We start from the raw sequence: 25462 nt of genomic DNA on the forward strand, positions 1-25462 counted from the left end.
TTACCTCAATTATTTCAATTCTTTTAAAGCGTCAATAATCAAATCCCAGAACTTGTTAAAGTCGAGTTTAGTTGCCACTTGAGTATGGCACTTGTCAGCCGATGGCTCTGGTCCACGCAAATCTGCTACCGTCATGCCAAGCGTCAAATCTCCCTTAATCTCAACGTCTACAGGGCATCTGCGAGTTTGTACAACGCTGTGATCTATCAAATATGCAACCGTGCAAGGATCATGAACTGGTGGGTCGATAAAGTCCTGGTTGTTCTTGTATGCCTTACGGAAGAAGTCCATCAATCCGCTTGCAAAAGCAGAAAGAGGCGTACCGATAGCGTCAATCCTAGCTTGTACTTCTGGAGTGCAAAGTGCCTGATGAGTTAAATCAAGACCAACCATTGTAATAGGCCAATCTTCATTAAACACAACGTGAGCGGCTTCAGGATCTACCTTAATGTTAAACTCTGCAACTGCGCTCCAATTGCCAACGTGATAGCCGCCGCCCATGAGAACGACTTCCTTAACTCGGCTAACGATTCGTGGCTCTAAGCGAACTGCCATAGCTATGTTTGTAAGAGGTCCAGTTGGTACAAGTGTGATCGTGCCTGGCTCATGACTCATTATTGTGTCAATAATCCAGTTTACTGCGTGTCCCTCATCTAAAGGACGAGTTGGCTCTGGCAAAGTCACTCCATCCAGGCCGGTTTCTCCGTGAACAGCAGCAGCAACTTCTAGAGGACGAATCATTGGGCGGTCGCAGCCTGCGTGAACAGGGATATTTGTAGCATGTGCCATTTCTAGAGTTGCTCGCGCATTGTAAGTCACCTTTTCTAGGCTTTGATTTCCGCCGACTGTTGTTACACCAAGCAAATCAATGTTTGGATTGCCAAGCGCTAGCAGAATAGCCATAGCGTCGTCATGACCTGGATCGCAATCTAGAATGATTGTGGTCATTTTAGCTCCTTAGTTGTTTAGCTATATGTCAGTTGTAGTTGGGATTTATATATTTTATGCTTAGGCTTTTTAGCGAACTTCATTGTTTAGCGTAGTTTGGGATAAATCGTCAGAAACCAGTGCTAAGCAACATTTGTTTATATAAATAAACAAATGACCGTTCCAAGTATATCAATAACAAAATTCGACACAAGTCTAAGTAATTTAAAATGATATGCTTAAAATATGCACGTAATTGCAGGAAGATTTAAAGGCACGCCATTATGCGCTGCAAAGTCATGTACAAGACCAACAACAGATCGCACAAAAGAGGCGATTTTTTCTAGGCTCGACTCATGGGGAGTATGCGATGGTGCTCGAGTACTCGACTTATTCGCTGGCACAGCGGCGTTAGGTGTAGAAGCGATTTCTAGGGGCGCAAGAGAACTCGTGTGCGTAGAAGCGAACGCAGCTGCGGCGGCGTTAATAACAAAAACTGTTAAAGTACTACAAAGTCAAGGCGCGTGGAGTGAAGATTTAAGCGCTCGCGTAAATAAAAGACGCGCAGAGCAGTTCGTACAAGACTACAGCGGTGAAGCGTTCGATTTGGTGTTTGTGGATCCGCCGTACGCGTTGGAAACAGAGCAAGTTGAGCAGCTGATTGAAAACATGGTTAAAAACGGCGTTGTGAGCGCTGCTGCAGATACGTTGATTGTTTTGGAGCGTAGCGCGCGCAGCGTTGCGCCTAAGATTTGCGCGGGGTGGGAGATTTTCGACACGCGCAACTATGGCGAAACTGCTGTTATGTTCATTCAATCTACTAATTGACCTTTATTCGCGTTTAGAGCGTGACCAAGTGCGGTAGAGATTCGAGATTTTTCGCCGCTATCGAGGCGAGCCTCAGCACCGAAGGTGGTGACTCGCCGAGAGAGCAAGAAAAATCGAGAATCTCGGTGATTAAGTGATACGCAATTGTTCAAGCATGTAAGAGGGCTGGGTGATTCTTGGTCGAACAATATAAGAGCGGCGCCGATACCAAATAATCCAATGAGCCACCACTACAAACAAACCTCAACCCAAAAACAAAATCAAAGCCAAAACGGAACAACCGCAACTCTAGACTACACGCAAGAGGCGGAGCGTTGTGAGACAAGAATTAGCCAGCCCTCACGCAACATCAAGTAAGAAATCGCGCTAGCGCAGCTAAATTTTACAGGTTGGCGCGCTTTGGCGAATCGCCAGAAACCTCCCACCCAAGGCTAATCAGAGTTTTTCTATCCTGCTTACTAAGCGACTTGCAATCAAGTTTCTCAATTAAATCTGGTCTAATCTGGCTCGTGCGCGCTAGTGCATCATCTCTGCGGAAGCGATCCACTTTAGCGTGGTCGCCCGAAGTAAGAATCGCAGGCACGCTAATATCGCGCCAAGTTGTGGGACGAGTGTATTGGTGATGCTCAAGAATCGCATCCGCGCCAGTGTACGACTCTTCAACAATCGACTCTGGGTTACCCATAAAGCCTGGAATCAAGCGCGTAATGGCCTCTACCATAACGCTAACAGCCACTTCGCCGCCGTTAAGAACGTAGTCGCCAATGGAATATTCGCGCACATCTACTCCGCGCGATTTATAGTATTCTGGGATTCGCGCGTCATAGCCTTCGTAGCGTCCGCACCCAAATACAAGTCGCTTTGCGCTTGCTAATTGTGTAGCGTCTTTTTGCGAAAACAGTGGGGCAGAAGGGTTTGGGAAGATTAGAACTGTGCCGTTATCGCCAATATCGGCTTTGTTATCGTCATTATCGGCGTCATCTCCATTATAAAGCAGCTCATCAAGGCATTCCGCCCACACTTCTGGCTTCATCACCATTCCAGCGCCGCCACCAACTGGCGTATCATCAACAGATTGATGAACGTCATGCGTCCATTTTCTAAGATTATACGCGTTGATTTTAAGCAAGCCATTATCTTGCGCTTTACCAAGCAAGCTCAGATCTAGCATGCGAAAATATTCAGGGAACACGGAGATTATGTCGATTTGCATTTTATAAAGCCTTTAAGCTTAAATCATGTGTTTTAGATTCCTGGGATTAATCCACCTGGAGGATCTAAAGTCAAATATTTTTCTTTAAGATTAACTTCTGGAACCAGTGCTTGAACGAAAGGCACTAGCGCAGTTTTATCATCGCCAACAGGAGTTGAAAGTCGGATTTTAAGCAATGATTGAGCACCATCAATAACGTCTACGACTTTGCCGATTCCACGCGGCGCAACTCCAAGTGAATTATTCTCACAAATGCGCGCGCTAAGACCCACCAAATCCTTAATATACCAAGCATTTTCTTGCTCTAACTCTTGCGCGCTTTGAGCCTTAGTATAAAGCTCTAAGCCGTTTAAGGCCTCTGCATCGTTGCGATTTAGACTTTGTTCAAAAAGCAAAATCCAACGGCTTTTAAACGTTCGCGCAGACTCGATTGTAAACTCGCGCTCGCCGTCTTGCGTGTAAAGCACATTGCCTGCTTTAAAGCGCTCATAAGGTTCGTCGGTAAAAATTTGGACAGTGACTTCGCCTTTTAGTCCTTGCGCTTTTCCAATACGACAAACCCTCAGTAGGTTGTTTGAACCTTGCTGAGGGTTGTCAAAAAGTTGGTTTTTAGCCACGTTCAATCTCACTTACGTACATCCATAATGTCAACTCGAACGTTGTGGCGGCTTAGAGCCTGTACAACAACGCGAATGGCATTAGCGGTACGACCGTTTCTTCCAATAACTCTACCGATGTCTTCTGGATTTACGCGCACGCGCAAGAGTTCGCCGCGAGCGTTTTCATGAGAACGCACGGACACGTCATCTGGAAAATCAACGATGTTTTTAATGAGATGTTCCACAGCTTGAGCCAGCATAATTACTCAGCCTTTTCCTCGGCTTCAGCATCTGCTGCTGGAGCTTCTTCAGCTTCGTTCTTAGCGGCTTCTGCAGCAGCCTGAGCCTTTGCAGCGGCTTCGGACTTAGCAGCCTTAAGCTTCTGAGCTTCGGCTTCTACAGCCTCAACGCGAGCCTGTGCGTCTGGACCAGCTTCGGAAGTCTTCAAAGTGCCTTCTGCACCTTCAAGACCCTTGAACTTCTGCCAATCGCCAGTAATCTTTAGCAGCTTCAACACTGGTTCGGTTGGCTGTGCGCCAACGCCAAGCCAGTACTGTGCGCGGTCAGACTTAATCTGAATCAAAGATGGCTGCTTGTTTGGATCGTAGATGCCGATCTCTTCGATGGACTTGCCGTTACGCTTGTTGCGCGAATCAGAAATTACAACGCGATAGAAGGCGTAGAACTTCTTGCCCAATCTCTTAAGACGAATCTTGGTTGCCAAAATGGCTCTCCTTATAACTAGAGTCGTAGAATTTCGCTCGGGTGTGGGGCACTCCTTGCGAGTTCCACTGTTCCTCGCGTGGTCGATAAGAGGGCTTCGATTCACGCGAATAACTTTTCTATTATGACTGATTGCGTGGACTAGTGTTTTGCTAATAATGTACGTAATTTGTTCCGATTTTTCGTACAAAGTACATCACTAAGCTAGGTAGAGATTCGAGATTTTTCGCGGCGGATGAAGCGAACCTCAGCATGAAATGGTGATTCGCTGAAGTAGCAAGAAAAATCGAGAATCTCGGTGATTAAGCGATACGCAATTGTTCAAGCATGTAAGAGGGCTGGGTGATTCTTGGTCGAACAATATAAGAGCGGCGCCGATACCAAATAATCCAATGATCAACCACTACAAACAAACCTCAACCAAAAACAAAATCAAAACCAAATCGGAATAACCGCAATACAAGATAACACGTAAGAGGCAGAGCGTTGTGAGACAAGAAACACCCAGCCCTCACACAACAACAAAGAAGGAAATGCGCGAAGGTAAAGTAATAGACCATCAAAAAGCGGTGACTAGAGGGGGATTGAAACGCAAATGATTAGCGCAAAGTGGTCGCTTCCATCCACGAGAATCGTGCTTTGTTCTGTGGCTATAGCGTTGCACCCGATTGACTTTACTAGCACATGGTCAAGCGCAAGATTCGGCCATTTTTGCCACGTTGGCCAAGTCTTTAGTCGCTTGCCGATTTGCATTGATGCGTCTAAAAAGCCTGATTTTAGTAGCGCTCTAAAGCTTGGGTGGTCTGGAGTGGAGTTTAAGTCTCCGCCGATTATTGTGACTTTTTTGACGTTGCTTTCATTATGATTTTCGCCGATTTTTGCAAGCGCCATTATTCCGCTGCTCCAAGCAGCGCACCCGCGCATAGGCGATTTTGGATGCGCCGAAGCGAATGTTATTAAAAGATTTTCCGCGCGCGAATCGCCAGCTTCTAAAGATGAGTCGCAAGCAACCGCCGTAACAATTGGCACGTTTGCTGCATCAATCTTAATCGACTTACCAAAAGATTTAACATTGCTTAGTCGCGTATAAATCGCGTTAAATCCGCCATTTTCGTGGTTGTTTGTATTTCCCAATTGCACATGCGCAAAATCGCGCTTAATCCCAAGTTTTTCAAGGTTTTTTACAAGTTTTTTGCTTACTTCTTGTAAAAGAATCGTATCGATTTTATGCGTTTTTGCTAACTTTATTATTTGACTTGCGTTTGCGCGACCATATCTGCAATTAAGCGTCATAACGCGGATTTCTCTCGATTTTTCTAGTGATAATTCTGGCGATTTTTCCTGTTTTATTCGCCGCAATCTTACTGCCCAATACGGCGTATACGATTTTAAAGAGATTACGAATAACAGCGCATATGCTACGCACAAAAATAAATAAGATTTATAAAATTCATTTTGCGATCGTGTTGCAACTGCAGCCACAGCGCTGACGACTAGCCCAAGCGCAGCGCAAAACGGCGCAATTGGAAGCAATGCAATAACATATGGCAGTGGCTTTAGTCTATCCGCTCCAGCTGGCAGCCACCTAAGTAGCTGCCAAGCTAGAAGCAAAACAAGTGCAACAAGTAAAATCGCAAGTAAAATAGCGTAAATCATCTACTGATTATTCGTATTATTCGCGTTATCTGCCGAAAAGACCTGCGAGTCCGCCGCCCAAATTAGGCGGTAAATCAGGCATTTCGTCAGCAAAGTCACCTTCGCCACTCATAAGATTTTGAAGATTTTCTGGCAAATTATTAGGCAAGTCCTGCTTCTTCTTCATAAAAGCAGACTCGCCATTCGCGTTATCATTTGCACTATTTGCAGAAGAATTTCCAGACAAGCGTTCTCTAAGCGCGCGCTCCTCGGCCTCGCGACGCATAGGATTACCGGACTTTCCGCCCTTCTTCTTGCTCTTCTTGTCTTTACGCTTAGACTTTCCGCCAGGACCGCCAAACCCAGGCATTCCGCCCATTCCAGGCATTCCTGCGCCGCCGCCATTGCTCATTCGCTTCATCATTTTAGCTGCTTGCTCAAAGCGTTGCAAAAGCGCATTCACTGCAGAAACTGGAACACCTGCGCCAGCTGCAATGCGCGCGCGCCTAGAACCATCAATAATCTTGGTGTCTTTGCGCTCTTTAGGCGTCATCGAACGAATAATAGCTTCCGTGCGGTCTATCTCGCGGTCATCAAACTGCTCAAGTTCCTGTCTGTGCGCTGCCATTCCAGGCATCATACCAAGAATCTTCTTCATAGAACCAAGCTTTTTAACCTGCTGAAGCTGATCCAAAAAGTCGTCTAGTCCAAAAGTTCCTTCAGATATTTTAGCGGCAGCTTTTCTAGACTCTTCCTCGTCAAACTGTTTTTGCGCATTCTCAATAAGCGTTAGAATATCGCCCATGTCGAGGATTCTTGAAGCCATTCTATCTGGATGGAAAATCTCAAAATCCTTCAAACCTTCGCCAGTAGAAGCGAACAAAATCGGCTTTCCTGTAACGCTTGCAACAGATAGCGCAGCGCCGCCTCGTGCATCGCCATCTAACTTAGAAAGCACAACACCCGTAAAGTCAACGCCCTCGTTAAACGCTTGAGCCGTACGAACAGCGTCCTGACCAATCATGGCGTCTATAACAAACAGAATTTCTTGCGGATTAACAGCATCGCGAATCTCGCGCGCCTGCTGCATAAGAGCATCGTCCACGCCAAGGCGACCAGCGGTATCGATAATAACCGTGTCGTACATTTTTGCGCGCGCGTAGTCAATAGAATCTCGCGCAACTTTAACAGGGTCCCCAGTGGCTAAACCAGCCGAAACAACTTCGCTGCCGCCGTCACTTTGCACGCCTCGCTCTGGCGCAAAAATCGCCACACCTGCACGCTCTGCAACAACCTCAAGCTGCGTAACAGCGTTAGGACGTTGCAAATCCGCCGCAACAAGCAAAGGCGTATGACCCGAATCCTTAAGCCAGTAGCCCAACTTTCCAGCGAGCGTTGTTTTACCAGCGCCTTGCAAACCAGCAAGCATGATTACAGTTGGTGGATATTTTGCAAAATTCAGCGGTCTATCAACGCCTGAACCCAAAACGTTTGTAAGCTCGTCGTTTACAATTCGCACAACTTGCTGAGCAGGATTCAGTGCGCTAGAAACTTCTTCACCTAGTGCGCGCTCGCGAATTTTAGCGGTAAATGATCGCACAACATCTAGAGCTACGTCTGCGTCTAAAAGCGCACGGCGAATTTCACGAATCGTGCCGTCGATGTCTGCGTCGGATAATTTCCCTTTTCTGCGCAAGTGTTTGAATGCGCCAGAAAGTCTTTCTGTTAACGAACTAAATGCTGCCATAATTGCTCTATTCTACAGGTTGTTTGGAATGTTTTGTTGTATTGCTTTTTATTATGTTTACATTGCTTTTACTTAAGACAAATGCCACGATGACCCTTGTGCGCAATCTTCGATTACAACGCCAGCGGCGGTTAAAGAGTCGCGAATCGCGTCTGCGCGTGCAAAATCCTTAGCTGCGCGTGCAATCGCCCTTTGTTCAAGCTGATTTGCAATCAAAGATTCAAGAACCTTATGCTCCGCGCTTGCGCCATTATTCGCACCTAAATCTTGCGATTTTTGCGCGTTGCTGCGCCATTGTGGAGAGTAGGGGTCTAGTCCAAGCGTGTCTAGCATTGCGCGAACTTGCAAAACACAAGTCTTAATAAGGTTTTTAATGCCATCGTTTTGACTGTTATTTTGATTTTGCGCATAGTCATCCAAAAGCGCGTTACCAGAGCGAATCGCAGTAAAAATCGCAGCCAACGCGCCCGAAACGTTAATATCGTCGTTCATAGCTTTAGTAAAATCTTCTGGAAGATTATCTGCATCAACGCTTTGAACTTCCGCATAATCTGGCTGATTTTCGATTACGCGACCAGCGCGCTCGAGGAAGTTAGATATGCGATCGTAAGCAGATTGTGCCTCGTTCAAAGATTGATCCGACCACTCAAGCATTGCTCGATATTGCACGCCGCCTAGCGCGTATCGCACGACCCACGCGGATTTTTGAGCCAAAACAGATGGAACAGAAAGACCGTTTCCAAGAGATTTGCTCATTTTTTCGCCTTTAGATGTAACCCACGCGGAGTGCATCCACACGTTTGCGCTTTTCCATCCAGCAGCGAGTGTTTGCGCCATCTCGTTTTCGTGGTGTGGGAAGCGCAAGTCTAGTCCGCCGCCGTGAATGTCGAAAGCATCGCCAAGATAGCGGTGGCTCATTGCCGAGCATTCAATGTGCCAACCTGGGCGTCCTGCTCCAAACGGCGTGTTCCAGCGCGCGTCTTTTTGGTCAAAATCGCAAGGTGCCTTCCAAAGCGCAAAATCGCGAGCATCATGCTTATCTGGGCTTGCGTCAGCAGGGTCAACTGGATTGTATTTGTCGGCTTTGCTGGATTTGTCGTCGCTATTGCTGCCGTCTGAATTACCATTTTGATGCGTTAGCGCGCCGTAATCTTGCCAACTTGGCACACTAAAATACACGTTTCCAGTAGGATTGCCATTCGCGTCTGTTATTGCGTATGCGTGTCCGCGATTAATCAAGCGCTGTATAAGCTCCACCATATCGTTTATGTGACCAGTTGCGCGCGGTTCCACAGTAGGCGGCATAACGCCAAGAGTGTCGTAAGCTTTAGTGAACTCGCGCTCGTAAATGTAGGCGCGCTGCCACCATGTTTGGCCATTTTCGCTAGCTTTTTTGATGATTTTATCGTCAATATCTGTAATATTTCTAACAAAAGTAACAGTGTAGCCAAGGCGCAAAAGCCATCGGCGAACAACATCGAAGGCGATTGCTGCGCGAATATGACCTATATGAGGCGAGCTTTGCACAGTTGCGCCACACACGTACATGCCAACGTGGCCAGGAGTAACTGTTGTAAACTCGCTAGTGTTGTGCGTTGCTGTGTTATATAGGCGCAATCGTGCCGCTGCTGCTGTAAGAGTTCTGTTCGTATTTTCAAGCATAATCTCAATTATATGTTTAGCTAATAACTCACGCGTTAAGCTCGAGGTTGTCGATTCGAGTATTTGTTGCGATTATGACTTATGCTTGTATAAACATGAGTCGCAATCAACAAAGCGCGATTTGTACGAAAGGGATGCAATGACGTTTTCAAATGATTCAAAGTATAGCGAAGATCCAAACGCTGCTAATTTGAACGCTGTTATGGAAGACGATTCACAAAGCCTCCCGGATTCTGGGTCTAGCACAAGCACGAGCATACTTGAAAAGCCAGAGGTAGATGAATCAGCGCGAATGGACGATGGCGGTGACGCAGACCGCTTTGCACACTACGTTTCCAAGGATCGCGTAATCGAATCGCGACTAACTGGCCGTCCTGTTGTAGCACTGTGCGGAAAAGTATGGATTCCAAAGCGCGAAGCTAACGACTATCCTGTTTGCCCAGAGTGCAAAAAAATCTACGAAGAGATGAACAATCTGGGCTTTTAGCCTAAAACGTTGATTTCTGTAGGAATAGCAGGGTCGCCACGCATAAGACTTTGAGCAGAAATCGGAAGTCTGCTAAGTGCTCTAGCACAATAGTCCTGTGCTCGCATAATTGCGTCATGACCCATAAACTCCGTATTAAATTCGCCATTTTGCACGTAGTCAACTAGCAAATCTTCCCAAGAATCTTGCGGCTTAAAAGTCGCGAGGACACTCTCCGAGCCAGAAATTACATGCTCACAATCGGCTACGCCATTGCTAGCCACGCCGCCATTCGCACCGCCGCTAAAATCGTAGGAACGGTACGCAAGCTTACGCCCTGGAACAGTCGCCTTATTCTTAGACTTCTTAGCAACAGGTTGCATAACTCCATCCGCGCCTTCACGTTCTGTGAGTTTATAAACCATTGCGCAAGTAGGCGCGCCCGAACCTGTAACAAGCATTGTTCCAATGCCGTAGGAATCGACTGGTGCATTTTGCAAAGACGCAAGCGCATACTCGTCCAAATCGTTCGTAACCGTGATTTTAGTATTTTTAGCACCCAACGCATCGAGCTGTGCGCGAACGCGACGAGCCATAACGCACAAATCGCCCGAATCAATGCGTACGCCGCCAAGATCCGCACCAGCAACTTGCACGGCGGTTTTAACAGCCTCTTCTACGTTGTATGTGTCTACAAGCAACGTTGTTCCTTTTCCGAGTGCTGCAATTTGTGACTCAAAGGCATCGCGCTCCGAATCGTGCACAAGCGTAAAGCAATGCGCGGCCGTTCCAATCGCCTTAAGCCCGTAAAGCTTTGCCGCAAGCAGGTTTGCCGTGCCTTTAAAACCGCCGATTACCGCCGCGCGAGAAGCAGCCACAGCCGACCACTCGTTTGTGCGCCTGCCACCCATATCCATGCACGGCCTTCCAGCAGACGCGGAAACCATGCGTGCGGCGGCGCTCGCCACTGCGCAATCGTAGTTAAGCACGGAAAGTAGCAACGTTTCTAGCAACGTGCACTCGCCAAAAGTGCCTTCAACTTGCAAAATCGGCGAATCTGGGAAGAACATTTCGCCTTCTCTGTAACCGCGGATTTTGCCGCTAAAATGGTAGTTTTCTAGCCATTTAATGGTGTCTTTGCTTACAATTTTGCGGTCTTGCAAAAATCGCAAGTCATCGTCGCTAAAGTGGAATCGCGCTAGCTCCTCTAGGATTCTGCCTGTGCCTGCTACCACTCCGTAGCGGCGGCCTTGAGGAAGGTGCCTAGTAAAAATCTCAAAAACGCATTTGCGATTTGCTGTTCCGTCTTTTAGTGCTGCGTCGAGCATTGTGTACTCGTACATGTCTGTCATGAGTACGGAAGAGTTTGTGTAAGACTTTACTTCAGACTTTGCTTCGGACTTTGAGAAATCAAAAGAATCAAGCATTTTCAATCCTTTCTTGCGATTTTAGTAATCAAACTTAAAGCGCGTTCTTTACGACTTTTATAAGCGACTTTTACCTGCAGCCAATCATAGTCCTACGCCTATCTACTATTAGTGCGTGGGGATTCTCGATTTTTCGCCGCGCGAATCGACGACTTCGAGCTGCGTATTTTGCCCGTGTTTGTTTATCAAAACGTCAAATATGGGAACAAACGCGGGGAAAAAGAAACACAATCAGGAAAAATAGGCTTATGTCTAGCTTATGTATAGCTCATGCCTGATTCGTGTCAGACTCGTGGCAGATTCGTGGTAATCTAAAAGCATGACTATAGCTGTTTGCCCAGGCTCCTACGATCCCGTTACAGCCGGACACTTAGACGTGATACAACGTTGTACGCATCTCTTTAAAGAAGTGCATGTTTTGGTGGCTGTTAACGCGGCAAAAACGCCAATGTTTTCCGAATCGGAGCGTGTGGATATTATTCGCAATGCTGTTAAAAACCTAAAAAATGATTTTCCAGTCGGGGAATTTGCTCCACCTTTATGCGGAGCAGCACAGTCGCCAGCGTGCAAAATAGTTGTTGCCTCAACAGATGGTCTTATCACAGATTATTGCAAAAAAGTCGGCGCAACCGTAATAGTTAAGGGATTGCGCCAAAATGGTGACTATGAGGCGGAGCTTGGAATGGCTCTGGTTAATCGCAAGCTTGCTGGGATAGAAACCATGTTCCTGCCTGCAGACCCTATTTTGGAACATGTTTCTAGCTCCGTTGTAAAAGATGTTGCTCGTCACGGCGGAGACGTTTCGGGAATGGTGCCAGATAATGTGGTTCCACTTTTACAGAACGTTTTTTCTAAAACAATTGCAATATCACAAAAATACGTACAATAAAGTCATAAAATTAAAATAATAAAATAAAATTATTAGGAGAAACAGAGAGCAGCTACTTAGCGAAGGAGAAAAAATGAGCGAAAACGAAGACGACACAATGGAAAGCCAAGTATCGGCAAATCGCAGCCAAAAGTTGCCATTAAATCCAGTGATTGCAAACAACGATGATTCGCCCAGTGCTGCTTTTGAAGCTTACGACGCAGTGCCTGCGGCAAATAAGACTAAGGATGATAGTTCTGGCGATTCTACGGTTGCTGGCGATTCTTCTGCTGATTCTGCGGTTGATGGCGATAATGCGCAAAACTTGTTCCCAATGCCAGATTTGCGTGAACGCGAAGACGGTGGTGCAATAGAATTTGAAGATGAAAAAGAAAACGTGTTTAAAGCCGCTAATCCGCAAACAGTAAGCGAAGAAGTGCGAACAAAGTCGCGTGAAGAATTCACAACAGTTTACGACATAATCGACACAATGGAAACCACATTAAATGAAGCAAAAGGCGTGCTGTTTTCTGCTGGAATGGCAAAGATTGATCGCGAAGAATTCGGCGACTACTTATCTAGGTTAAAAGACATGCTACCAGTGCAACTTGAGCGCGCGAGTGCATTAATGCGAGAGGCAGAGAGGCGCTTGCGCACGGCTCAGGCTCAAGCAAATTCAATCGTAAGCTCTGCGCAAAGCCAGGCTGCTCAGATGATTGAAGAAGCACAAGAGAGAGCTAAATTCTTGGCTGGGCAAGAAAACGTGGTCGCTATTGCAAGAAATCAGGCGCGAGGAATCGTAAACGAGGCGCAGGCAAAGGCTGATAAACTCACGCGTGGTGCAGATCAGTACAGTGCTACGGTTATGGAAGGTTTAAAACAGCAGTTAGACAAGCTAGAGCAGGATGTTCAAGCAGGTCAGCGAGTTCTAGAAGAACGCAGGCGTGCGGCGGCGCATGTGCAAGACGAGATTAACAGACAAGTTAATGGAGAAGTTGTAAACGAAAGCGAAGAAAGGAACTAAAAATGGCATCGCATCCCTCCCAGTCTTTATGGGCGGTACCAGTTGCGCAAATGGCGGCACGAGCAGGAAGTAGCATGCAATTGCATCGCGTTTTCCCGGCGCCAGAAGGTATAGGAGACAGCGTTATTGGCGTGAAGCCAGGGAGCGATGTTACAGTAGACTGCAACTTTGATTCCGTAGTGGATGGGCTTATGTTCCAGGGTACGATTACAGCGCGCGTACACGCAGAGTGCTCTAGATGCCTGATGCCGTTGCATAGGGATTGGAGCGTCGATGTGTGCGCGTTCTTTGCACAGGTGGAAAGCAAGGGTGGTGCGCGTTCCAATAATTCCAAATTTAATAGATCTAATGGCGATAATGATGATTTAGAAGATGCTGATATTTGGGACGAGGGCGACGATTCTGGAAACGTGTATCCACTGGTTGGCGGAGGCGACTTTGCTGATATCGAGGCATTGATTAGGGACACAATGGTTAGCGAGCTGCCGCTTAAACCTTTGTGTGAGCCAGATTGCAAGGGCCTTTGCTCGCAATGCGGAGAAAACTTGAACGAACATCCAGATCATCATCACGATATTACGGATATTCGGTTTGCAGCGCTTGAGGGACTTAAGCAAAAGCTTGAAAACTCGCAAAATCGCGGCTGATTTACACTAATTACGTAGTGCGCGACGACCTGCCTTTTCGCTTAGAGCGTAGCGCGAAAAGGCAATTCGGAGCGCTGAGCCGCTTAGCGTAGAAGCACGGTGTGCTTCTACGGCGGCGAAGGCGTGAGCGCAGCTAATCTGCGCGAACGACACGACCTGCCATGTAGTGTGTTTCTGAATAATGTATGGCGCTTGCTGTAATATACAGAACGCTTAAGCTCAATCGGTTGAACGAAATAGAGGAAAGATTATGGCACTGCCAAAGTACAAGACCTCGCGCGCTAATACTCATTCGCGTCGCGCCAATTGGAAGGCTTCTGCCGTGCAGACTATTACCTGCCCGAACTGCGGTTCGCCAGCGTTGTCTCACATGGCTTGCCCAACCTGCGGTAACTTCCGCGGTCGCGTGTATCGCGAAGCAATTCGCTCTGCGCACACCAAGTAGGTTGTATTTTAAAAGAACCCTGCCATCGACGGGTGGCAGGGTTCTTGTGTTTTTGCACGCTTTTATTGAGCTTGAAATTGCATGAGGTTGTAAATCAACGACTTCAACGCATGCGCTATAATGTTGAAAATATGAGTGGGAACAATACAAAAGATCAGCATGACATTCAAGATGATGTAAAAAATGACGTTCAAAATCGCAATTATCAGAACCCAAATCATCCAGAAAATGCTAGAACTAGCAGCATAGGTGTTACGCGTTCTAAAGACGGACATACTCATGATGGTGACCCTACTCAGGAGCTTTTACGCGCGCTCGGTACTACGATTTCGCCAGATTTACTTGTTGAGGCGCTCACTCATCGCTCGTTTTCGCACGAGCATCCAGGCACTAAAAACTACGAGCGTCTAGAGTTTTTGGGAGACGCTGTTTTGGAGCTTGTTTCTACAGAAACGCTGTTTTCTGCTCACCCAGATATGACGGAAGGTCAGTTGGCTAAGCTTCGCGCTAAGGCTGTTTCGGAGTGGGCTTTGAGCGCGGTTGCGCGAGATAAGTTGCACGTTGGACCGTATATTCTTTTGGGTCATGGCGAGATGGAGCATGGAGGCGCTCAAAAAGACTCGATTTTGTGCGATATTGTTGAGGCGCTTATTGGCGCGACTTTTGTTGAGCATGGCATTGACGAGGCGCGCGCTGTAGTGCATCGTTTGATTGACGACACTTTGGCGGAGGTTCTTACAGAAGGCCCAGCTTTGGATTGGAAGACTTCGCTTACGGTTTTGGCGCACGAGATGGGGCTTGACGAGCCGCAATATAGGATGTCGGTTTCTGGCCCAGATTATGCGCCCGTGTTCCATGCGCGCGCGGTTTTGGCACACGAAAGCGGCGACGAGCTGTTGGGTGAGGCGGATGGTTCTAGCAAGCGCAAGGCTCAGCTTGCTGCTGCAGATAAAGCTTGGCACGTGTTGGATAGAAGGCGTAAGTCTAGTTCAGAAAGCGGTAATTAGAGCTTTCTGATTGCTGTGATATAAGCGATTTGAGGCGGTTCTATGGCTAGCAGTCGTAATAATAATGATTTATTATTTGACGATGGTTTGGTATCGTCAACGGAAGCTTCCGACTTATCCGATCGGTATATTGATTATTTGCGTTCAAATAAAGGCCTTGGAAGTCGCACTCTTCTCGCATATAGGGTAGATGTTTTGCAATGCCTTGAATGGTGTGGTGTAAACGATCTTTCTGATTTAAATTCTGTGTCTACAAGCGTTCTGCGTCAATGGATGTATTGGCTTAATAAGAATCACGCGCGCTCTAGTTTGGCTCGCAAAGTAGTGGCTGTGCGCGGCTTTTTTGCGTGGGCTACGCACGTTGGTTTGATTAGCGCAAATCCTGCGCAAATTCTTAATACACCTAAAATTGTTAATGAGCTTCCTACGGTTTTAGACGAGGCGCAAGCGGAAAAGTTATTGGATTGTGCTGAGGATCGTTCTGAAGATTATGCTGTGGATAAGTCGCCAGCAACCGAGCATCAAGAAAATACACCACTAAAGTCGCAAATAAAAATGCGAATAAAATCTCAAACAAAATCTCAAACAAAAACGAAACAAGAGTATGTAATCGCACTCAGAAATGCTGCGATTTTAGAGCTTTTATATGCCACGGGCATGCGTGTGGGGGAGCTTACGGGTCTTAATGTGCAAGATATGGATTTTGAAAATCACACTGTAAAAGTTACAGGTAAGGGAAACAAGCAGCGTGTAGTACCATTCGGTGTTCCTGCTGCGAAAGCGTGTAAAAAGTGGCTTGACTGTGGGAGAAGTGCGCTGCAAGAAAAATCTGCCGCAAGCTCGCAAGCGTTGTTTTTGGGCGTGCGAGCAAAGCGCATTGACCAGCGCATTGTTAGGAGCATTGTTCACGAGGCTGCAGCTGCTGCAAACGTGCCAGACGTTGCGCCGCACGCGCTTCGTCACAGTGCTGCAACGCATATGCTCAACGGGGGAGCGGACCTTCGCGAGGTTCAGGAGCTTTTGGGGCATTCGTCGCTTAACACAACGCAGCGCTACACGCACGTTTCTATTCAGGCTCTTAAACAGCGTTACTCGCAAGCCTTCCCGCGTGCGTAGATTTTGCGATCATCTATCATAATGTGAACCGCACTGAACTATTCTCATTATGTTTCCATCGATTCGGTAAACTATTCTGTTACAGTCATCAATCCGTCTACTCCAGTATCCAGAAAAATCACCTTTCAGAGGTTCTGGTTTACCTATGCCGTTATATCCGTTGCGATCAATATCTTTAAGAAGCTGAAGGATCCTCTTAAGAGTTTTCTTATCTTGCTTAGACCAGTACTCAAAGTCTTCCCACGCTTCATCTGTCCAGGCTTTAATCATCGAGCGGAACCTCGTGTATAGTGCCGCCTGTTTCTTCCATGTGTGCTATGGATTTTTTAAGACGACTTATATTCTCCGGATTGTAAAACGGATCTGCTGAAACTTCGAATGGTATTCTGTGTTCTCTTCCAACTTTCTTAGCAAATATTGTGAATGCTGCACTCATTGAAAGCCCTAGTTCTCGGCAAACATTTTCCATAAGTCGTTTATCGTCTGCATTTAGCTTGAAATTAATGTTCACTGTATTTGTTGTCATCTAAATTACCACCTTTCTAAATAAGATTTTAATAAAAATGCAATAAAAAATAAAGTATTTTTCTTTATTTTCATTTATACAGACAAGGTTTATGCAGAGAATGTAAAGATGTGATTTGAGTCACGTTTGGTGGCAAAATGGTGGCAAAATCGCGCAAAGTCAAAAATCTCGGAGCGTGCGTTGCGTGGCTAAATGTATAATCGATTTATAAGCTTGATAGGAGGGTAAAACAGTGGTTGATGATTCAAATAAGCCTGAATCAAGCGCATCATTGAACGAGAATGCAGCGAATCAAAACGACTCCAGCACGCCAGAATCCAGCGCGGCAGACGTTGAAATGAGCCAGTACGTGGCAGATCGCGCTCGCGTAAACGAAGATAAAATTCGCCAAGACGAGCAGATTGTTGCCGAATTTGGCGAGTACAATTACGGCTGGCATGATTCGGATGCTGCAGGCGAAGCTGCAAAGAAGGGCATTGACGAGTCGGTTGTTCGCGCAATCTCCGCAGACAAACACGAGCCAGAATGGATGCTAAACCTTCGTTTGCAAGGCTACCGCGCGTTTTTGCAAAAGCCGATGCCTGATTGGGGAGTGGATTTAAGCGGTTTTGACGCAGACGATTTTAAATACTACGTGCGCCCAGTTCACGATCAAGCGAAAACTTGGGATGATTTGCCAGAAGATATTCGCAAAACTTACGATAGGCTTGGCATTCCAGAAGCGGAGAAAAAGCGTTTAGTTTCAGGCGTTGCAGCACAGTACGAGTCGGAAGTTATTTACAATTCGATTCGCGAGGATTTAGCATCTCAAGGCGTGATTTTTGTTGATACGGATACAGCAGTGCAAAAGTATCCAGAGCTTGTAAAAAAGTATTTTGCAACTGTGATTCCAGTTGACGACAACAAATTTGCGGCTCTTAACACAGCGGCTTGGAGTGGCGGCTCGTTTGTGTACGTGCCAAAAGGCGTGCATGTAGATATTCCGCTTCAGGCTTACTTCCGCATTAACACGCCAAACATGGGTCAGTTTGAGCGCACGTTGATTATTGCAGACGAAGGATCGTACGTGCATTACGTTGAAGGTTGCACAGCTCCGATCTATTCCACGGACTCGCTCCACGCTGCAAACGTTGAGATTGTTGTAGAAAAGCATGCGCGCGTGCGCTACACAACCGTGCAAAATTGGTCAAATAACGTGTACAACTTGGTAACTCAGCGAGCTTACGTGCGCGAAGGCGGCACAATGGAGTGGGTTGATGGAAACATTGGCTCCAAGGCTACTATGAAGTATCCTGCATGCATTCTTGCTGAGCCGTACGCAAAAGCAGAAACCATGTCTTTGAGCTTTGCGGGCCGCGGTCAGTACCAAGATACGGGTGCGAAGATGATTCATTTGGCTCCGCACACGAGTTCTACGATTGTTGCTAAGTCGATTTCGCGCGGCGGTGGACGCTCTGCTTACCGCGGTCTTGTGAAGATTGTTAAGGGCGCTAGCGGCTCTAGCTCTTCAGTTGTGTGCGACGCTTTGCTTGTTGACGATTTTTCAAGGTCCGACACTTATCCGCATGTTGACGTGCGCGAAGATAACGTTTCGATGGCTCACGAGGCCACTGTTTCTAAGGTTTCCGAAGATCAGCTTTTCTATTTGATGAGTCGAGGGCTTGAAGAAAAAGAGGCTATGGGCATGATTGTGCGCGGCTTTGTGGAGCCGATTAGTCGCCAGTTGCCTATGGAGTATGCTCTGGAGCTTAATCGTCTTGTGGAATTGCAAATGGAAGGATCCGTGGGGTGATGAGCGAAGATCTGAAAAAGAATTTAGGCAATAAAATGACGGAAAAAGAAATTAATATTCCTGTAGCAGACCCTAATGATCCTTACGCGGTTCCTGCTGCAATGCCTTCTAGTGCAGATAAATCCGTGCGCTCTTTTAATGTGCAAGACTTTGCGATTCCAACTAGGCAGCAGGAAGATTGGCGATACACTCCAGTTGAGCGAATTTCCGAGTTTTTTGATAGCTTTGAGCCGTCTAACAACGTTGCTGTGGAGCTAAAAGGTGTTGATGGCGATTCGCATGTAACGATGCAAATTTTGCCTAAAAACGAGGCTCCGCATACAGAGATGAAGCCTTCGGATCGCGTGGCTGCTGTTGCGTGGAATTCTGCAAAGTCGGCGTACGTTTTGCATGTTTGTGGCGAAGTTACAAAGCCAATAATATTGCAAATTCACGGAAACAACTTGCAATCGCTAGACGCTGCGAAGTCACTTGACGCATTGCACTTAGTGATTGAAGCTGATTCTTACACAAACGCGGATATTATCGTAGAACACACAGGAGTTGCAAAGCTTGCTGAAGGCGTAGAAATCATTCTTGGAGATAACGCGCATGTTTCTACAACGTTCATTCAAGAGTGGGATTCAGGCAGCAAACACGTTGGAAATCATAGGATTCACGTTGGGCAGGGTGCTTCGCTCCGTCACACAATGGTCACGCTTGGCGGAGACGTTGTGCGAATCCGCATGGATCAGGATTTTGGCGGCGAAAAGGGCGATTTGAACATGCTTGGCATGTATTTTGTTGACCCAGGCGAGCATGTTGAGCATCGCACGATGGTTGTGCACAATCACCCAGAATGCAAGTCGCGAGTAGTGTATAAGGGCGCGCTTTACGGCAAAGGAGCGCATTCTACATGGGTTGGAAACGCGCTTATTAAGCCAGAAGCTCCAGGCACGGATTCGTATGAGTTGAACCGAAATTTGGTGTTAACTCCTGGCGCGATTGCTGATTCGGAGCCGAATTTGGAAATCGAAAACGGCAATATTATTGGCGCAGGTCACGCAAGTTCTGTAGGCAGATTCGACGACGAGGAGCTGTTTTACTTGCAATCTCGCGGAGTTAGCGAGGCGGATGCTAGAAAGCTTGTTGTGCGCGGATTCTTTAACGAACTTATTGAGGAGATTGGCGTGCCGCAAATCGTAGATCATTTGATGGCTGCGATTGAGAGGCGTTTAGCTAAGACGGAAGAATCGCAAGCAGCCGCAGAGTCTGTAAATGCGGAAAAATCGCCAGCAACCGAAGAATAGGAGATAGAAACATGTCAACTTTAGAAATTAAGGATTTGTACGCGTCTGTAGAAACAAAAGAAGGACGAAAGCAAATCTTAAAGGGTGTAAATCTTACAGTTAATTCTGGCGAAACGCACGCGATTATGGGTCCGAATGGCTCTGGAAAGTCTACTCTCGCATACACTTTGGCAGGTCATCCAAAGTACGAAGTGGATTCGGGTCAAGTGCTTCTCGACGGCGAAGATATTTTGAAGATGACTCCAGACGAGCGCGCAAAAGCTGGGCTGTTTCTTGCGATGCAATACCCGGTAGAGGTACCAGGCGTTTCGATGACGAACTTTTTGCGCACAGCAAAAACAGAAGTGAGCGGCGAGGCTCCGACTTTGCGCGCGTGGGTTAAAGAGCTTAACGAAGCAATGAAGCGCTTAAGAATGGATCCAAAGTTTGCGTCTCGCTCTGTAAACGAGGGATTTTCTGGCGGCGAGAAAAAGCGCGCGGAAGTTTTGCAACTAGAAATTTTAAAACCAAAGTTCGCGATTTTAGACGAAACTGATTCTGGACTAGATGTGGATGCTTTGCGAATTGTTTCGGAAGGCGTAAATCGTGCCAAAGAAAGCACTGGTTTAGGCATTATGATGGTTACGCATTACACGCGAATCTTAAAGTATATTAAGCCAGATATTGTGCACGTTTTTGCGCAAGGTCACTTTGTAAAGACGGCAGGACCAGAGCTTGCGGACGAGCTGGAAGAAGAAGGATACGACAAGTATTTGCCAGAAGGCGCCAGCGAATCTGCAATTGCTTGAATCGGTTTCTGTTATATAGCGCGTCGGTTGTTTTCCGCTTTTTGTTGTTGATTTTGCCGTTTCGAGCTACAAAATGCGTCAGTATCTCTCATGTAATGGCGTGTCTAAAGCCGCGAGTAAACTCGTCTAGGTTTGGCTAAATAAAACGGAAGAGGTTTGTAATGACTGTTCGCGGTGATATCAGAAATGTGGCAATCGTAGCGCACGTTGACCATGGTAAAACAACGCTCGTAAATGCCATGCTTCAGCAGTCGCACGTATTCTCTGAGCGAGAAGAAGTGCCAGACCGCGTAATGGACTCCAACGACCTCGAGCGCGAAAAAGGCATCACCATTCTTGCCAAGAACACTGCTGTACAATACACTGGTCCGCTCGCAGAAAAGTACGGTCACCCAGAGGGAATCACAATCAACGTAATTGATACCCCAGGTCACGCCGACTTTGGTGGCGAGGTAGAGCGCGGCATTTCCATGGTTGATGGCGTTGTGTTACTTGTTGACGCTTCCGAAGGTCCACTTCCGCAAACTCGATTCGTTCTACGCAAGGCTCTTGAGGCAAAGTTGCCAGTGATTTTATGCGTTAACAAAACGGATCGTCCAGACGCGCGTATTGACGAGGTCGTGAGCGAAGCTACAGATTTGCTTCTCGGTCTTGCACAAGACGTTGTTGAGGAAGGAATCGACCTAGATATTGATTCGCTTCTTGATTTGCCTGTGATTTATTGCGCTGCAAAAGCTGGCTATGCATCCTTGAATCAGCCAGAAAACGGCGGTTTGCCAGACAATGATAATTTGGAGCCGCTTTTTGACTCTATTATTTCCAACATTCCAGCACCAGAATACGAGGAAGGCGCACCTCTTCAGGCTCATGTTGCAAACATCGATTCCTCTGACTTCTTGGGTCGTCTTGGTTTAGTGCGAATCTACAATGGCACTTTGGAAAAGGGTAAGACTTACGGGCTTTCTCGTGTAGATGGCTCGATTGAAAACTTCCGCGTTTCTGAGCTTTTGCGCACGCAAGGCTTGGAGCGCACTCCTGTTGCATCTGCAGGTCCTGGAGATATCGTTGCAGTTGCAGGCGTTAATGACATTATGATTGGCGAGACGATTGTGGATCAGAATGATCCAAAGCCTCTTCCATTGATTCACGTTGACGATCCAGCTATCTCTATGACTTTCGGCATTAACGATTCGCCGCTTGCTGGCACAGAAGGCAAGGATCACAAGCTTACAGCGCGTATGATTAAGGATAGGCTTGATCGCGAGCTTATTGGTAACGTGTCTATTAAGGTTCTTCCAACAGACCGCCCAGATGCTTGGGAAGTTCAGGGTCGTGGCGAGTTGGCGTTGGCAGTTTTGGCGGAGCAAATGCGTCGCGAAGGCTACGAGCTTACAGTTGGTCGTCCTCAAGTTGTTACTAAGACGATTGACGGTCAAATTAACGAGCCTATGGAAAACACTACGATTGACGTTCCAGAAGAATACATGGGTACTGTTACGCAGCTTATGGCGGATCGCAAGGGTCGCATGGATTCTATGAGCAATCACGGATCTGGCTGGATTCGCTTGCAATTTACTGTTCCTTCTCGCGGTCTTATTGGTTTCCGTACAGCTTTGCTTTCTGCAACTCGCGGAACGGGTATCGCAAGCTCTATTTCTGCAGGATACGCGCCTTGGGCTGGTCAGATTGTAACTCGTCAAAATGGCTCTATGGTTTGCGATCGTAAGGGTGTTGCTACTCCTTATGCTATGCAGCGTTTGCAAGCTCGTGGCGTGTTCTTTGTGGATCCGCAAAGCCCTGTTTACGAAGGCCAAATCGTTGGTATTAACAATAAGCCAGACGAGTTGGACGTTAACATTACGCTTGCTAAGCATATGACTAACATGCGTTCTTCTACAGCAGATGTGCTTGAGACTTTGACTCCACCAATTAAGATGAGCTTGGAAGAGTCGCTTGACTTTGCTAACGAAGATGAGTGTGTGGAAGTTACGCCTGAGTCGATTCGCGTGCGCAAGATCATTTTGAGCCGTGATGAATGGTATAAGTGGCGTGCTAAGCAGCGTAGACAGAACAACAACGCTGCGTGATTGTTTAAAATATTTCTCAAAATGATGTTTAACATAAAGTCGCATTCTGTGCTATTTGCTAGCAAGTGTGCGGCTTCATGCGTTTTAGCGGTATTTTGCGCGGTTTTGGGCACTTTTGCGCATCGAATGGGCGCTATGTACGATTTTCCGTACGGGCTTATAATCGCGCTTTTGCTTGTTACTTTGAGCGCGTGTTTTGCTCGCATGCTTTGCGGCATGTTTGGTTTTATTTTGCACGCAATTGTGTGCTGTTCGGTTGTGTGGATGATTGCGCTTGGATTGTTTAGGATTTTTGGCGCGTTTAATGGCGTGCTAGTTGCCATTGGCTTTGGCGTGGATAATCTTCCGTGGATTGCGCAAAATGCTGGATATTTTTGGCTTTATGGTATTATCATCGCTCACGTAGTTTTGCTTTTTATCCCTAATAAATTCTTTGTTATCTCTGATGCTAAATAGTGGCGCTAAATAAGTGCTGCCAAATCAGTGTAAGGTAGTCTTAGTCTTATAGTCTTAGTCTTATAGTCTTAAAGTAGTTTGAGGAATAGTCATGAATAGCAATATAGTCATGAATAGCAATAAGAACAGTAATAATGCTCGTAAATTATGCTATTTAGGGCCAGAAGGTTCTTTTACTCATCAAGCGGCTTTAAAAGTTAAAGAGCACTGTAAATCGTTAGGTGCTTTGCGTCTTATTCCAACTGCGTGTGAGAATATTTGTAATATCGCTAGCAAAATTGAAGATTGTCACGATTTAGGTATTATTGCGTGGGAAAACAATATTGAAGGCGTAGTAATACCTAATTTAGATTTATTAATTGATGCAAAAAATATGGTTGGCATTGCGCGCGTGGGCGTTGATATAAGTTTTGATGCTGTTGTTTGCCAGTCGGATTCAATCGATAACTGTTCGACTATTGTTGCTCATCCTCACGCGTTGGCACAATGCCGTAAGTTTGCTCAAAAGCATGGATTGAAAGAAAAAACTGCGTCTTCAAACGCTGCTGCTTGTAGGGATTTAGTTCCTGGCGAAGTTGCTTTGTGCCCTAAAATTTGTGCTGATTTATACAATAGGCAGATTGTGAGCGAAGCTGTTGAAGATTTTTCTGGCGCGCGAACTGAGTTTTTAGTGTTAGCTCCTAGAGATGAGGCTTTAAGTTTTGTTAATATGCAGCGCGAAAGCTATTCATCTTTTTCTTCGATTATTGCTTTTATTCCGCGTTCTACAGGTGCTGGAGTATTAGCAAATTTGCTTGATGTTGTGCGCGATCATGGGCTTAATATGACTTCTTTTATGTCTAGGCCGATTAAAGGTCAGGATGGTTTATATAGTTTTATTGCAACTGTTGATTCTGCTCCTTGGGATTCTACGTGTAAAGCTATGATTCAAGAAGTTGTTAAACATGGTGATTGGGTTCGAGTTTTAGCAGTGTACCCTTCTGATAATCGCAAGAATCCAGTTATGAATGATTGGATGCTGCCAAATGGTGGAGTGTGCATTGAGGCTTCGGATGAGGCTTTGGCTGATGTTTTGAGTACTTTGAATGTAATGCGTGCAGAAAGAGAATTATTATGGTAGAAGATGCTGAATTTTCTCAAAAATTTTCTGTTGGTATTGTAGGACTTGGGCTTATTGGAGGTTCAATCGCAAAACGCTTGGCGGCGACTGGCTCTTGCAAAGTGTACGCGTATAATCGCCATCAAACAATGTATAAAGAGGCGAGGGCGCTTGGAATCACTTGCGTTGAAAGCGTTGCGGATCTTGCGCGCATGCAGCCAAATGTTTTGATTTTGTGCAATTCGCTTGCTGCTATGCCAGAAGTTCTTGGCGAGATTTCGCGCGGAATCAACAAGCAGCGCACTACTTTGACGGATGTTGGTAGCGTTAAGGGGCTTGTGCGCGAGCAGGTTAAGGCCGCGGGGCTTGGCGATTGTTACATTGGCGCGCATCCTATGGCTGGAAGCGAGTTTACGGGTTGGCAGGCGTCGAGCGCGGAGTTGCTGCGCGGCGCGCTTTGGGCAGTTAGCGTTGATGAGAGCAGTGATTTTTGGCGGTTTTTGGCGGTTTTGCGCGTTATTGTGGCGTTGTGTGGCAATCGCGCGCTTGTGTTGAACGATTCTATACACGACGCTTCGGCGGCGCTGATTTCGCACATGCCGCACGTTGTTGCTACAGCGCTGGCGAACGTTTTGTGCGGAAGCGAAAATCGCAATGTTGCGTTGCAAATGTCGGCTGGTTCTTGGCGAGATATGACACGAGTGGCGCTTACGGATCCAGATCGCACGCGTGCAATGGTTGTGGAAAATCGGCGAAATGTGGCGGATTTGCTTGGGAGTGTGATTGAGGAGTTGAGTTTTGCGAAGAAGATGCTTGAGGGAAGCGATGGCGATTCGGCGGTTGCTTACGATGAGCGCGCGTTTTTTGCTAAGGCTGATTCTTGGCGCGAATACAAGTATAAGGAGCGCGCGGTTGCTTGCGATAAGTCGGCTGGCGATTTGCGCGAGCTTCGATTTGCACTTGATTGTGCAGGTGATTGGCAAAGTCAGCTGATTCAAAGCGCGCAAAGCGGCGAGCAGATTGTTGGCGTGGCGTTTAGCGATTCTGCGGTTGCTTGCGCATTACGCAACTCGAAGTGGTAGATTAGAGCG

General features: G+C 46.7%; 26 protein-coding genes. 15 read left to right on the forward strand and 11 right to left on the reverse strand.

Going from position 1 to position 25462, the window contains the following annotated elements; genetic code table 11:
* Positions 1–9 precede the first annotated feature (9 nt).
* A complete protein-coding gene (gene uriH, locus P0106_RS03295; RefSeq protein WP_004113476.1) occupies positions 10–948 on the reverse strand; it encodes a uridine-preferring nucleoside hydrolase UriH in 939 nt (312 codons plus the stop codon).
* A 225-nt stretch (positions 949–1173) separates the two neighbouring features.
* Between uriH and rsmD the strand changes: the two genes are divergently transcribed.
* The gene (gene rsmD, locus P0106_RS03300) at positions 1174–1755 is read left to right on the forward strand and encodes a 16S rRNA (guanine(966)-N(2))-methyltransferase RsmD (protein WP_415697034.1); all 582 of its coding nucleotides are present in this window, start codon (positions 1174–1176) and stop codon (positions 1753–1755) included.
* A gap of 382 nt (positions 1756–2137) precedes the next feature.
* Here the strand turns inward: rsmD and trmD are convergent, their stop codons facing one another.
* From trmD to cysS, 7 genes are all read right to left on the reverse strand, one after another.
* Positions 2138–2968: a tRNA (guanosine(37)-N1)-methyltransferase TrmD gene (trmD, locus tag P0106_RS03305; protein WP_075038756.1), complete on the reverse strand. Its 831-nt coding sequence runs from the start codon at positions 2966–2968 to the stop codon at positions 2138–2140.
* 32 nt (positions 2969–3000) lie between these two features.
* Positions 3001–3597, reverse strand: a complete 597-nt coding sequence (gene rimM / locus P0106_RS03310; protein WP_473730437.1) for a ribosome maturation factor RimM — start codon at positions 3595–3597, stop codon at positions 3001–3003.
* Complete coding sequence (locus P0106_RS03315) at positions 3594–3827, reverse strand: RNA-binding protein (protein WP_004113470.1); 234 nt, start codon at positions 3825–3827, stop codon at positions 3594–3596. Before P0106_RS03315 ends, rimM begins: the two co-directional genes overlap by 4 nt.
* Before the next feature lie 2 nt (positions 3828–3829).
* Positions 3830–4291 carry a 30S ribosomal protein S16 gene (gene rpsP / locus P0106_RS03320; protein WP_004113466.1) on the reverse strand — a complete coding sequence of 154 codons (462 nt, stop codon included), beginning with the start codon at positions 4289–4291 and terminating at the stop codon, positions 3830–3832.
* 572 nt (positions 4292–4863) lie between these two features.
* Positions 4864–5946, reverse strand: coding sequence for an endonuclease/exonuclease/phosphatase family protein (locus P0106_RS03325; protein WP_473730438.1), 1083 nt, complete (start codon positions 5944–5946; stop codon positions 4864–4866).
* A 25-nt stretch (positions 5947–5971) separates the two neighbouring features.
* Positions 5972–7672, reverse strand: a complete 1701-nt coding sequence (gene ffh, locus P0106_RS03330; protein ID WP_004114574.1) for a signal recognition particle protein — start codon at positions 7670–7672, stop codon at positions 5972–5974.
* 72 nt (positions 7673–7744) lie between these two features.
* Positions 7745–9334 carry a cysteine--tRNA ligase gene (gene cysS, locus P0106_RS03335; protein WP_473730439.1) on the reverse strand — a complete coding sequence of 530 codons (1590 nt, stop codon included), beginning with the start codon at positions 9332–9334 and terminating at the stop codon, positions 7745–7747.
* Positions 9335–9473: 139 nt separating this feature from the next.
* Between cysS and P0106_RS03340 the strand changes: the two genes are divergently transcribed.
* Positions 9474–9821, forward strand: a complete 348-nt coding sequence (locus P0106_RS03340) for a DUF3039 domain-containing protein (protein ID WP_014554407.1) — start codon at positions 9474–9476, stop codon at positions 9819–9821.
* Here the strand turns inward: P0106_RS03340 and P0106_RS03345 are convergent.
* Positions 9818–11227 (reverse strand): nicotinate phosphoribosyltransferase, encoded by a 1410-nt coding sequence (locus P0106_RS03345; protein WP_009994867.1) that lies wholly within the window; start codon positions 11225–11227, stop codon positions 9818–9820. The genes P0106_RS03340 and P0106_RS03345 overlap by 4 nt on opposite strands.
* A 319-nt stretch (positions 11228–11546) precedes the next feature.
* Here P0106_RS03345 and coaD point away from each other — a divergent pair, with 319 nt between their 5' ends.
* From coaD to P0106_RS03375, 6 genes are all read left to right on the forward strand, one after another.
* Positions 11547–12116: a pantetheine-phosphate adenylyltransferase gene (gene coaD / locus P0106_RS03350; RefSeq protein WP_014554409.1), complete on the forward strand. Its 570-nt coding sequence runs from the start codon at positions 11547–11549 to the stop codon at positions 12114–12116.
* A 73-nt stretch (positions 12117–12189) separates the two neighbouring features.
* Positions 12190–13119 carry a hypothetical protein gene (locus P0106_RS03355; protein WP_246979672.1) on the forward strand — a complete coding sequence of 310 codons (930 nt, stop codon included), beginning with the start codon at positions 12190–12192 and terminating at the stop codon, positions 13117–13119.
* A gap of 2 nt (positions 13120–13121) precedes the next feature.
* Positions 13122–13766: a YceD family protein gene (locus P0106_RS03360; protein ID WP_065189531.1), complete on the forward strand. Its 645-nt coding sequence runs from the start codon at positions 13122–13124 to the stop codon at positions 13764–13766.
* A 250-nt stretch (positions 13767–14016) separates the two neighbouring features.
* Positions 14017–14211 carry a 50S ribosomal protein L32 gene (gene rpmF, locus P0106_RS03365; RefSeq protein ID WP_004113441.1) on the forward strand — a complete coding sequence of 65 codons (195 nt, stop codon included), beginning with the start codon at positions 14017–14019 and terminating at the stop codon, positions 14209–14211.
* A 110-nt stretch (positions 14212–14321) separates the two neighbouring features.
* Positions 14322–15218: a ribonuclease III gene (gene rnc, locus P0106_RS03370; RefSeq protein ID WP_174190870.1), complete on the forward strand. Its 897-nt coding sequence runs from the start codon at positions 14322–14324 to the stop codon at positions 15216–15218.
* A gap of 42 nt (positions 15219–15260) precedes the next feature.
* Positions 15261–16334 carry a tyrosine recombinase XerC gene (locus tag P0106_RS03375; RefSeq protein WP_473730440.1) on the forward strand — a complete coding sequence of 358 codons (1074 nt, stop codon included), beginning with the start codon at positions 15261–15263 and terminating at the stop codon, positions 16332–16334.
* Between the two features lie 9 nt (positions 16335–16343).
* Here the strand turns inward: P0106_RS03375 and P0106_RS03380 are convergent, their stop codons facing one another.
* Together P0106_RS03380 and P0106_RS03385 are read right to left on the reverse strand one after the other, a co-directional pair.
* Positions 16344–16604 (reverse strand): Txe/YoeB family addiction module toxin, encoded by a 261-nt coding sequence (locus P0106_RS03380; protein ID WP_004113436.1) that lies wholly within the window; start codon positions 16602–16604, stop codon positions 16344–16346.
* Complete coding sequence (locus P0106_RS03385; RefSeq protein ID WP_004113434.1) at positions 16597–16860, reverse strand: type II toxin-antitoxin system RelB/DinJ family antitoxin; 264 nt, start codon at positions 16858–16860, stop codon at positions 16597–16599. Before P0106_RS03385 ends, P0106_RS03380 begins: the two co-directional genes overlap by 8 nt.
* 232 nt (positions 16861–17092) lie before the next feature.
* On the opposite strand from P0106_RS03385, the gene sufB reads away from it, so the two are divergent.
* From sufB to P0106_RS03420, 7 genes are all read left to right on the forward strand, one after another.
* Positions 17093–18652 (forward strand): Fe-S cluster assembly protein SufB, encoded by a 1560-nt coding sequence (gene sufB / locus P0106_RS03390; RefSeq protein WP_004117361.1) that lies wholly within the window; start codon positions 17093–17095, stop codon positions 18650–18652.
* Positions 18652–19941: a Fe-S cluster assembly protein SufD gene (sufD, locus tag P0106_RS03395; protein ID WP_473730441.1), complete on the forward strand. Its 1290-nt coding sequence runs from the start codon at positions 18652–18654 to the stop codon at positions 19939–19941. Before sufB ends, sufD begins: the two co-directional genes overlap by 1 nt.
* A gap of 11 nt (positions 19942–19952) precedes the next feature.
* Positions 19953–20729 (forward strand): Fe-S cluster assembly ATPase SufC, encoded by a 777-nt coding sequence (gene sufC / locus P0106_RS03400; RefSeq protein ID WP_004113429.1) that lies wholly within the window; start codon positions 19953–19955, stop codon positions 20727–20729.
* Positions 20730–20890: 161 nt separating this feature from the next.
* The gene (typA, locus tag P0106_RS03405) at positions 20891–22816 is read left to right on the forward strand and encodes a translational GTPase TypA (RefSeq protein ID WP_101886560.1); all 1926 of its coding nucleotides are present in this window, start codon (positions 20891–20893) and stop codon (positions 22814–22816) included.
* A gap of 21 nt (positions 22817–22837) precedes the next feature.
* Positions 22838–23272, forward strand: coding sequence for an alcohol dehydrogenase (locus P0106_RS03410; protein WP_101887676.1), 435 nt, complete (start codon positions 22838–22840; stop codon positions 23270–23272).
* 91 nt (positions 23273–23363) lie between these two features.
* Complete coding sequence (locus P0106_RS03415; RefSeq protein ID WP_101887675.1) at positions 23364–24392, forward strand: prephenate dehydratase; 1029 nt, start codon at positions 23364–23366, stop codon at positions 24390–24392.
* Positions 24386–25453 carry a prephenate dehydrogenase gene (locus tag P0106_RS03420; protein ID WP_473730442.1) on the forward strand — a complete coding sequence of 356 codons (1068 nt, stop codon included), beginning with the start codon at positions 24386–24388 and terminating at the stop codon, positions 25451–25453. The genes P0106_RS03415 and P0106_RS03420 overlap by 7 nt, the downstream gene beginning before the upstream one ends.
* The last annotated feature ends 9 nt before the right edge of the window (positions 25454–25462 follow it).

Source organism: Gardnerella sp. c11Ua_71, from assembly GCF_055818025.1.

What these genes read in the sequence shown, in the direction of transcription:
- uriH (WP_004113476.1), bottom strand. Translation starts at nt 948, where the DNA reads ATGACCACAATCATTCTAGATTGCGATCCAGGTCATGACGACGCTATG.
- rsmD (WP_415697034.1), top strand. Translation starts at nt 1,174, where the DNA reads ATGCACGTAATTGCAGGAAGATTTAAAGGCACGCCATTATGCGCTGCA.
- trmD (WP_075038756.1), bottom strand. Translation starts at nt 2,968, where the DNA reads ATGCAAATCGACATAATCTCCGTGTTCCCTGAATATTTTCGCATGCTA.
- P0106_RS03315 (WP_004113470.1), bottom strand. Translation starts at nt 3,827, where the DNA reads ATGCTGGCTCAAGCTGTGGAACATCTCATTAAAAACATCGTTGATTTT.
- P0106_RS03325 (WP_473730438.1), bottom strand. Translation starts at nt 5,946, where the DNA reads ATGATTTACGCTATTTTACTTGCGATTTTACTTGTTGCACTTGTTTTG.
- ffh (WP_004114574.1), bottom strand. Translation starts at nt 7,672, where the DNA reads ATGGCAGCATTTAGTTCGTTAACAGAAAGACTTTCTGGCGCATTCAAA.
- cysS (WP_473730439.1), bottom strand. Translation starts at nt 9,334, where the DNA reads ATGCTTGAAAATACGAACAGAACTCTTACAGCAGCAGCGGCACGATTG.
- P0106_RS03340 (WP_014554407.1), top strand. Translation starts at nt 9,474, where the DNA reads ATGACGTTTTCAAATGATTCAAAGTATAGCGAAGATCCAAACGCTGCT.
- P0106_RS03345 (WP_009994867.1), bottom strand. Translation starts at nt 11,227, where the DNA reads ATGCTTGATTCTTTTGATTTCTCAAAGTCCGAAGCAAAGTCTGAAGTA.
- coaD (WP_014554409.1), top strand. Translation starts at nt 11,547, where the DNA reads ATGACTATAGCTGTTTGCCCAGGCTCCTACGATCCCGTTACAGCCGGA.
- P0106_RS03355 (WP_246979672.1), top strand. Translation starts at nt 12,190, where the DNA reads ATGAGCGAAAACGAAGACGACACAATGGAAAGCCAAGTATCGGCAAAT.
- P0106_RS03360 (WP_065189531.1), top strand. Translation starts at nt 13,122, where the DNA reads ATGGCATCGCATCCCTCCCAGTCTTTATGGGCGGTACCAGTTGCGCAA.
- rpmF (WP_004113441.1), top strand. Translation starts at nt 14,017, where the DNA reads ATGGCACTGCCAAAGTACAAGACCTCGCGCGCTAATACTCATTCGCGT.
- rnc (WP_174190870.1), top strand. Translation starts at nt 14,322, where the DNA reads ATGCGCTATAATGTTGAAAATATGAGTGGGAACAATACAAAAGATCAG.
- P0106_RS03375 (WP_473730440.1), top strand. Translation starts at nt 15,261, where the DNA reads ATGGCTAGCAGTCGTAATAATAATGATTTATTATTTGACGATGGTTTG.
- P0106_RS03380 (WP_004113436.1), bottom strand. Translation starts at nt 16,604, where the DNA reads ATGATTAAAGCCTGGACAGATGAAGCGTGGGAAGACTTTGAGTACTGG.
- P0106_RS03385 (WP_004113434.1), bottom strand. Translation starts at nt 16,860, where the DNA reads ATGACAACAAATACAGTGAACATTAATTTCAAGCTAAATGCAGACGAT.
- sufD (WP_473730441.1), top strand. Translation starts at nt 18,652, where the DNA reads ATGAGCGAAGATCTGAAAAAGAATTTAGGCAATAAAATGACGGAAAAA.
- sufC (WP_004113429.1), top strand. Translation starts at nt 19,953, where the DNA reads ATGTCAACTTTAGAAATTAAGGATTTGTACGCGTCTGTAGAAACAAAA.
- typA (WP_101886560.1), top strand. Translation starts at nt 20,891, where the DNA reads ATGACTGTTCGCGGTGATATCAGAAATGTGGCAATCGTAGCGCACGTT.
- P0106_RS03410 (WP_101887676.1), top strand. Translation starts at nt 22,838, where the DNA reads ATGATGTTTAACATAAAGTCGCATTCTGTGCTATTTGCTAGCAAGTGT.
- P0106_RS03415 (WP_101887675.1), top strand. Translation starts at nt 23,364, where the DNA reads ATGAATAGCAATATAGTCATGAATAGCAATAAGAACAGTAATAATGCT.
- P0106_RS03420 (WP_473730442.1), top strand. Translation starts at nt 24,386, where the DNA reads ATGGTAGAAGATGCTGAATTTTCTCAAAAATTTTCTGTTGGTATTGTA.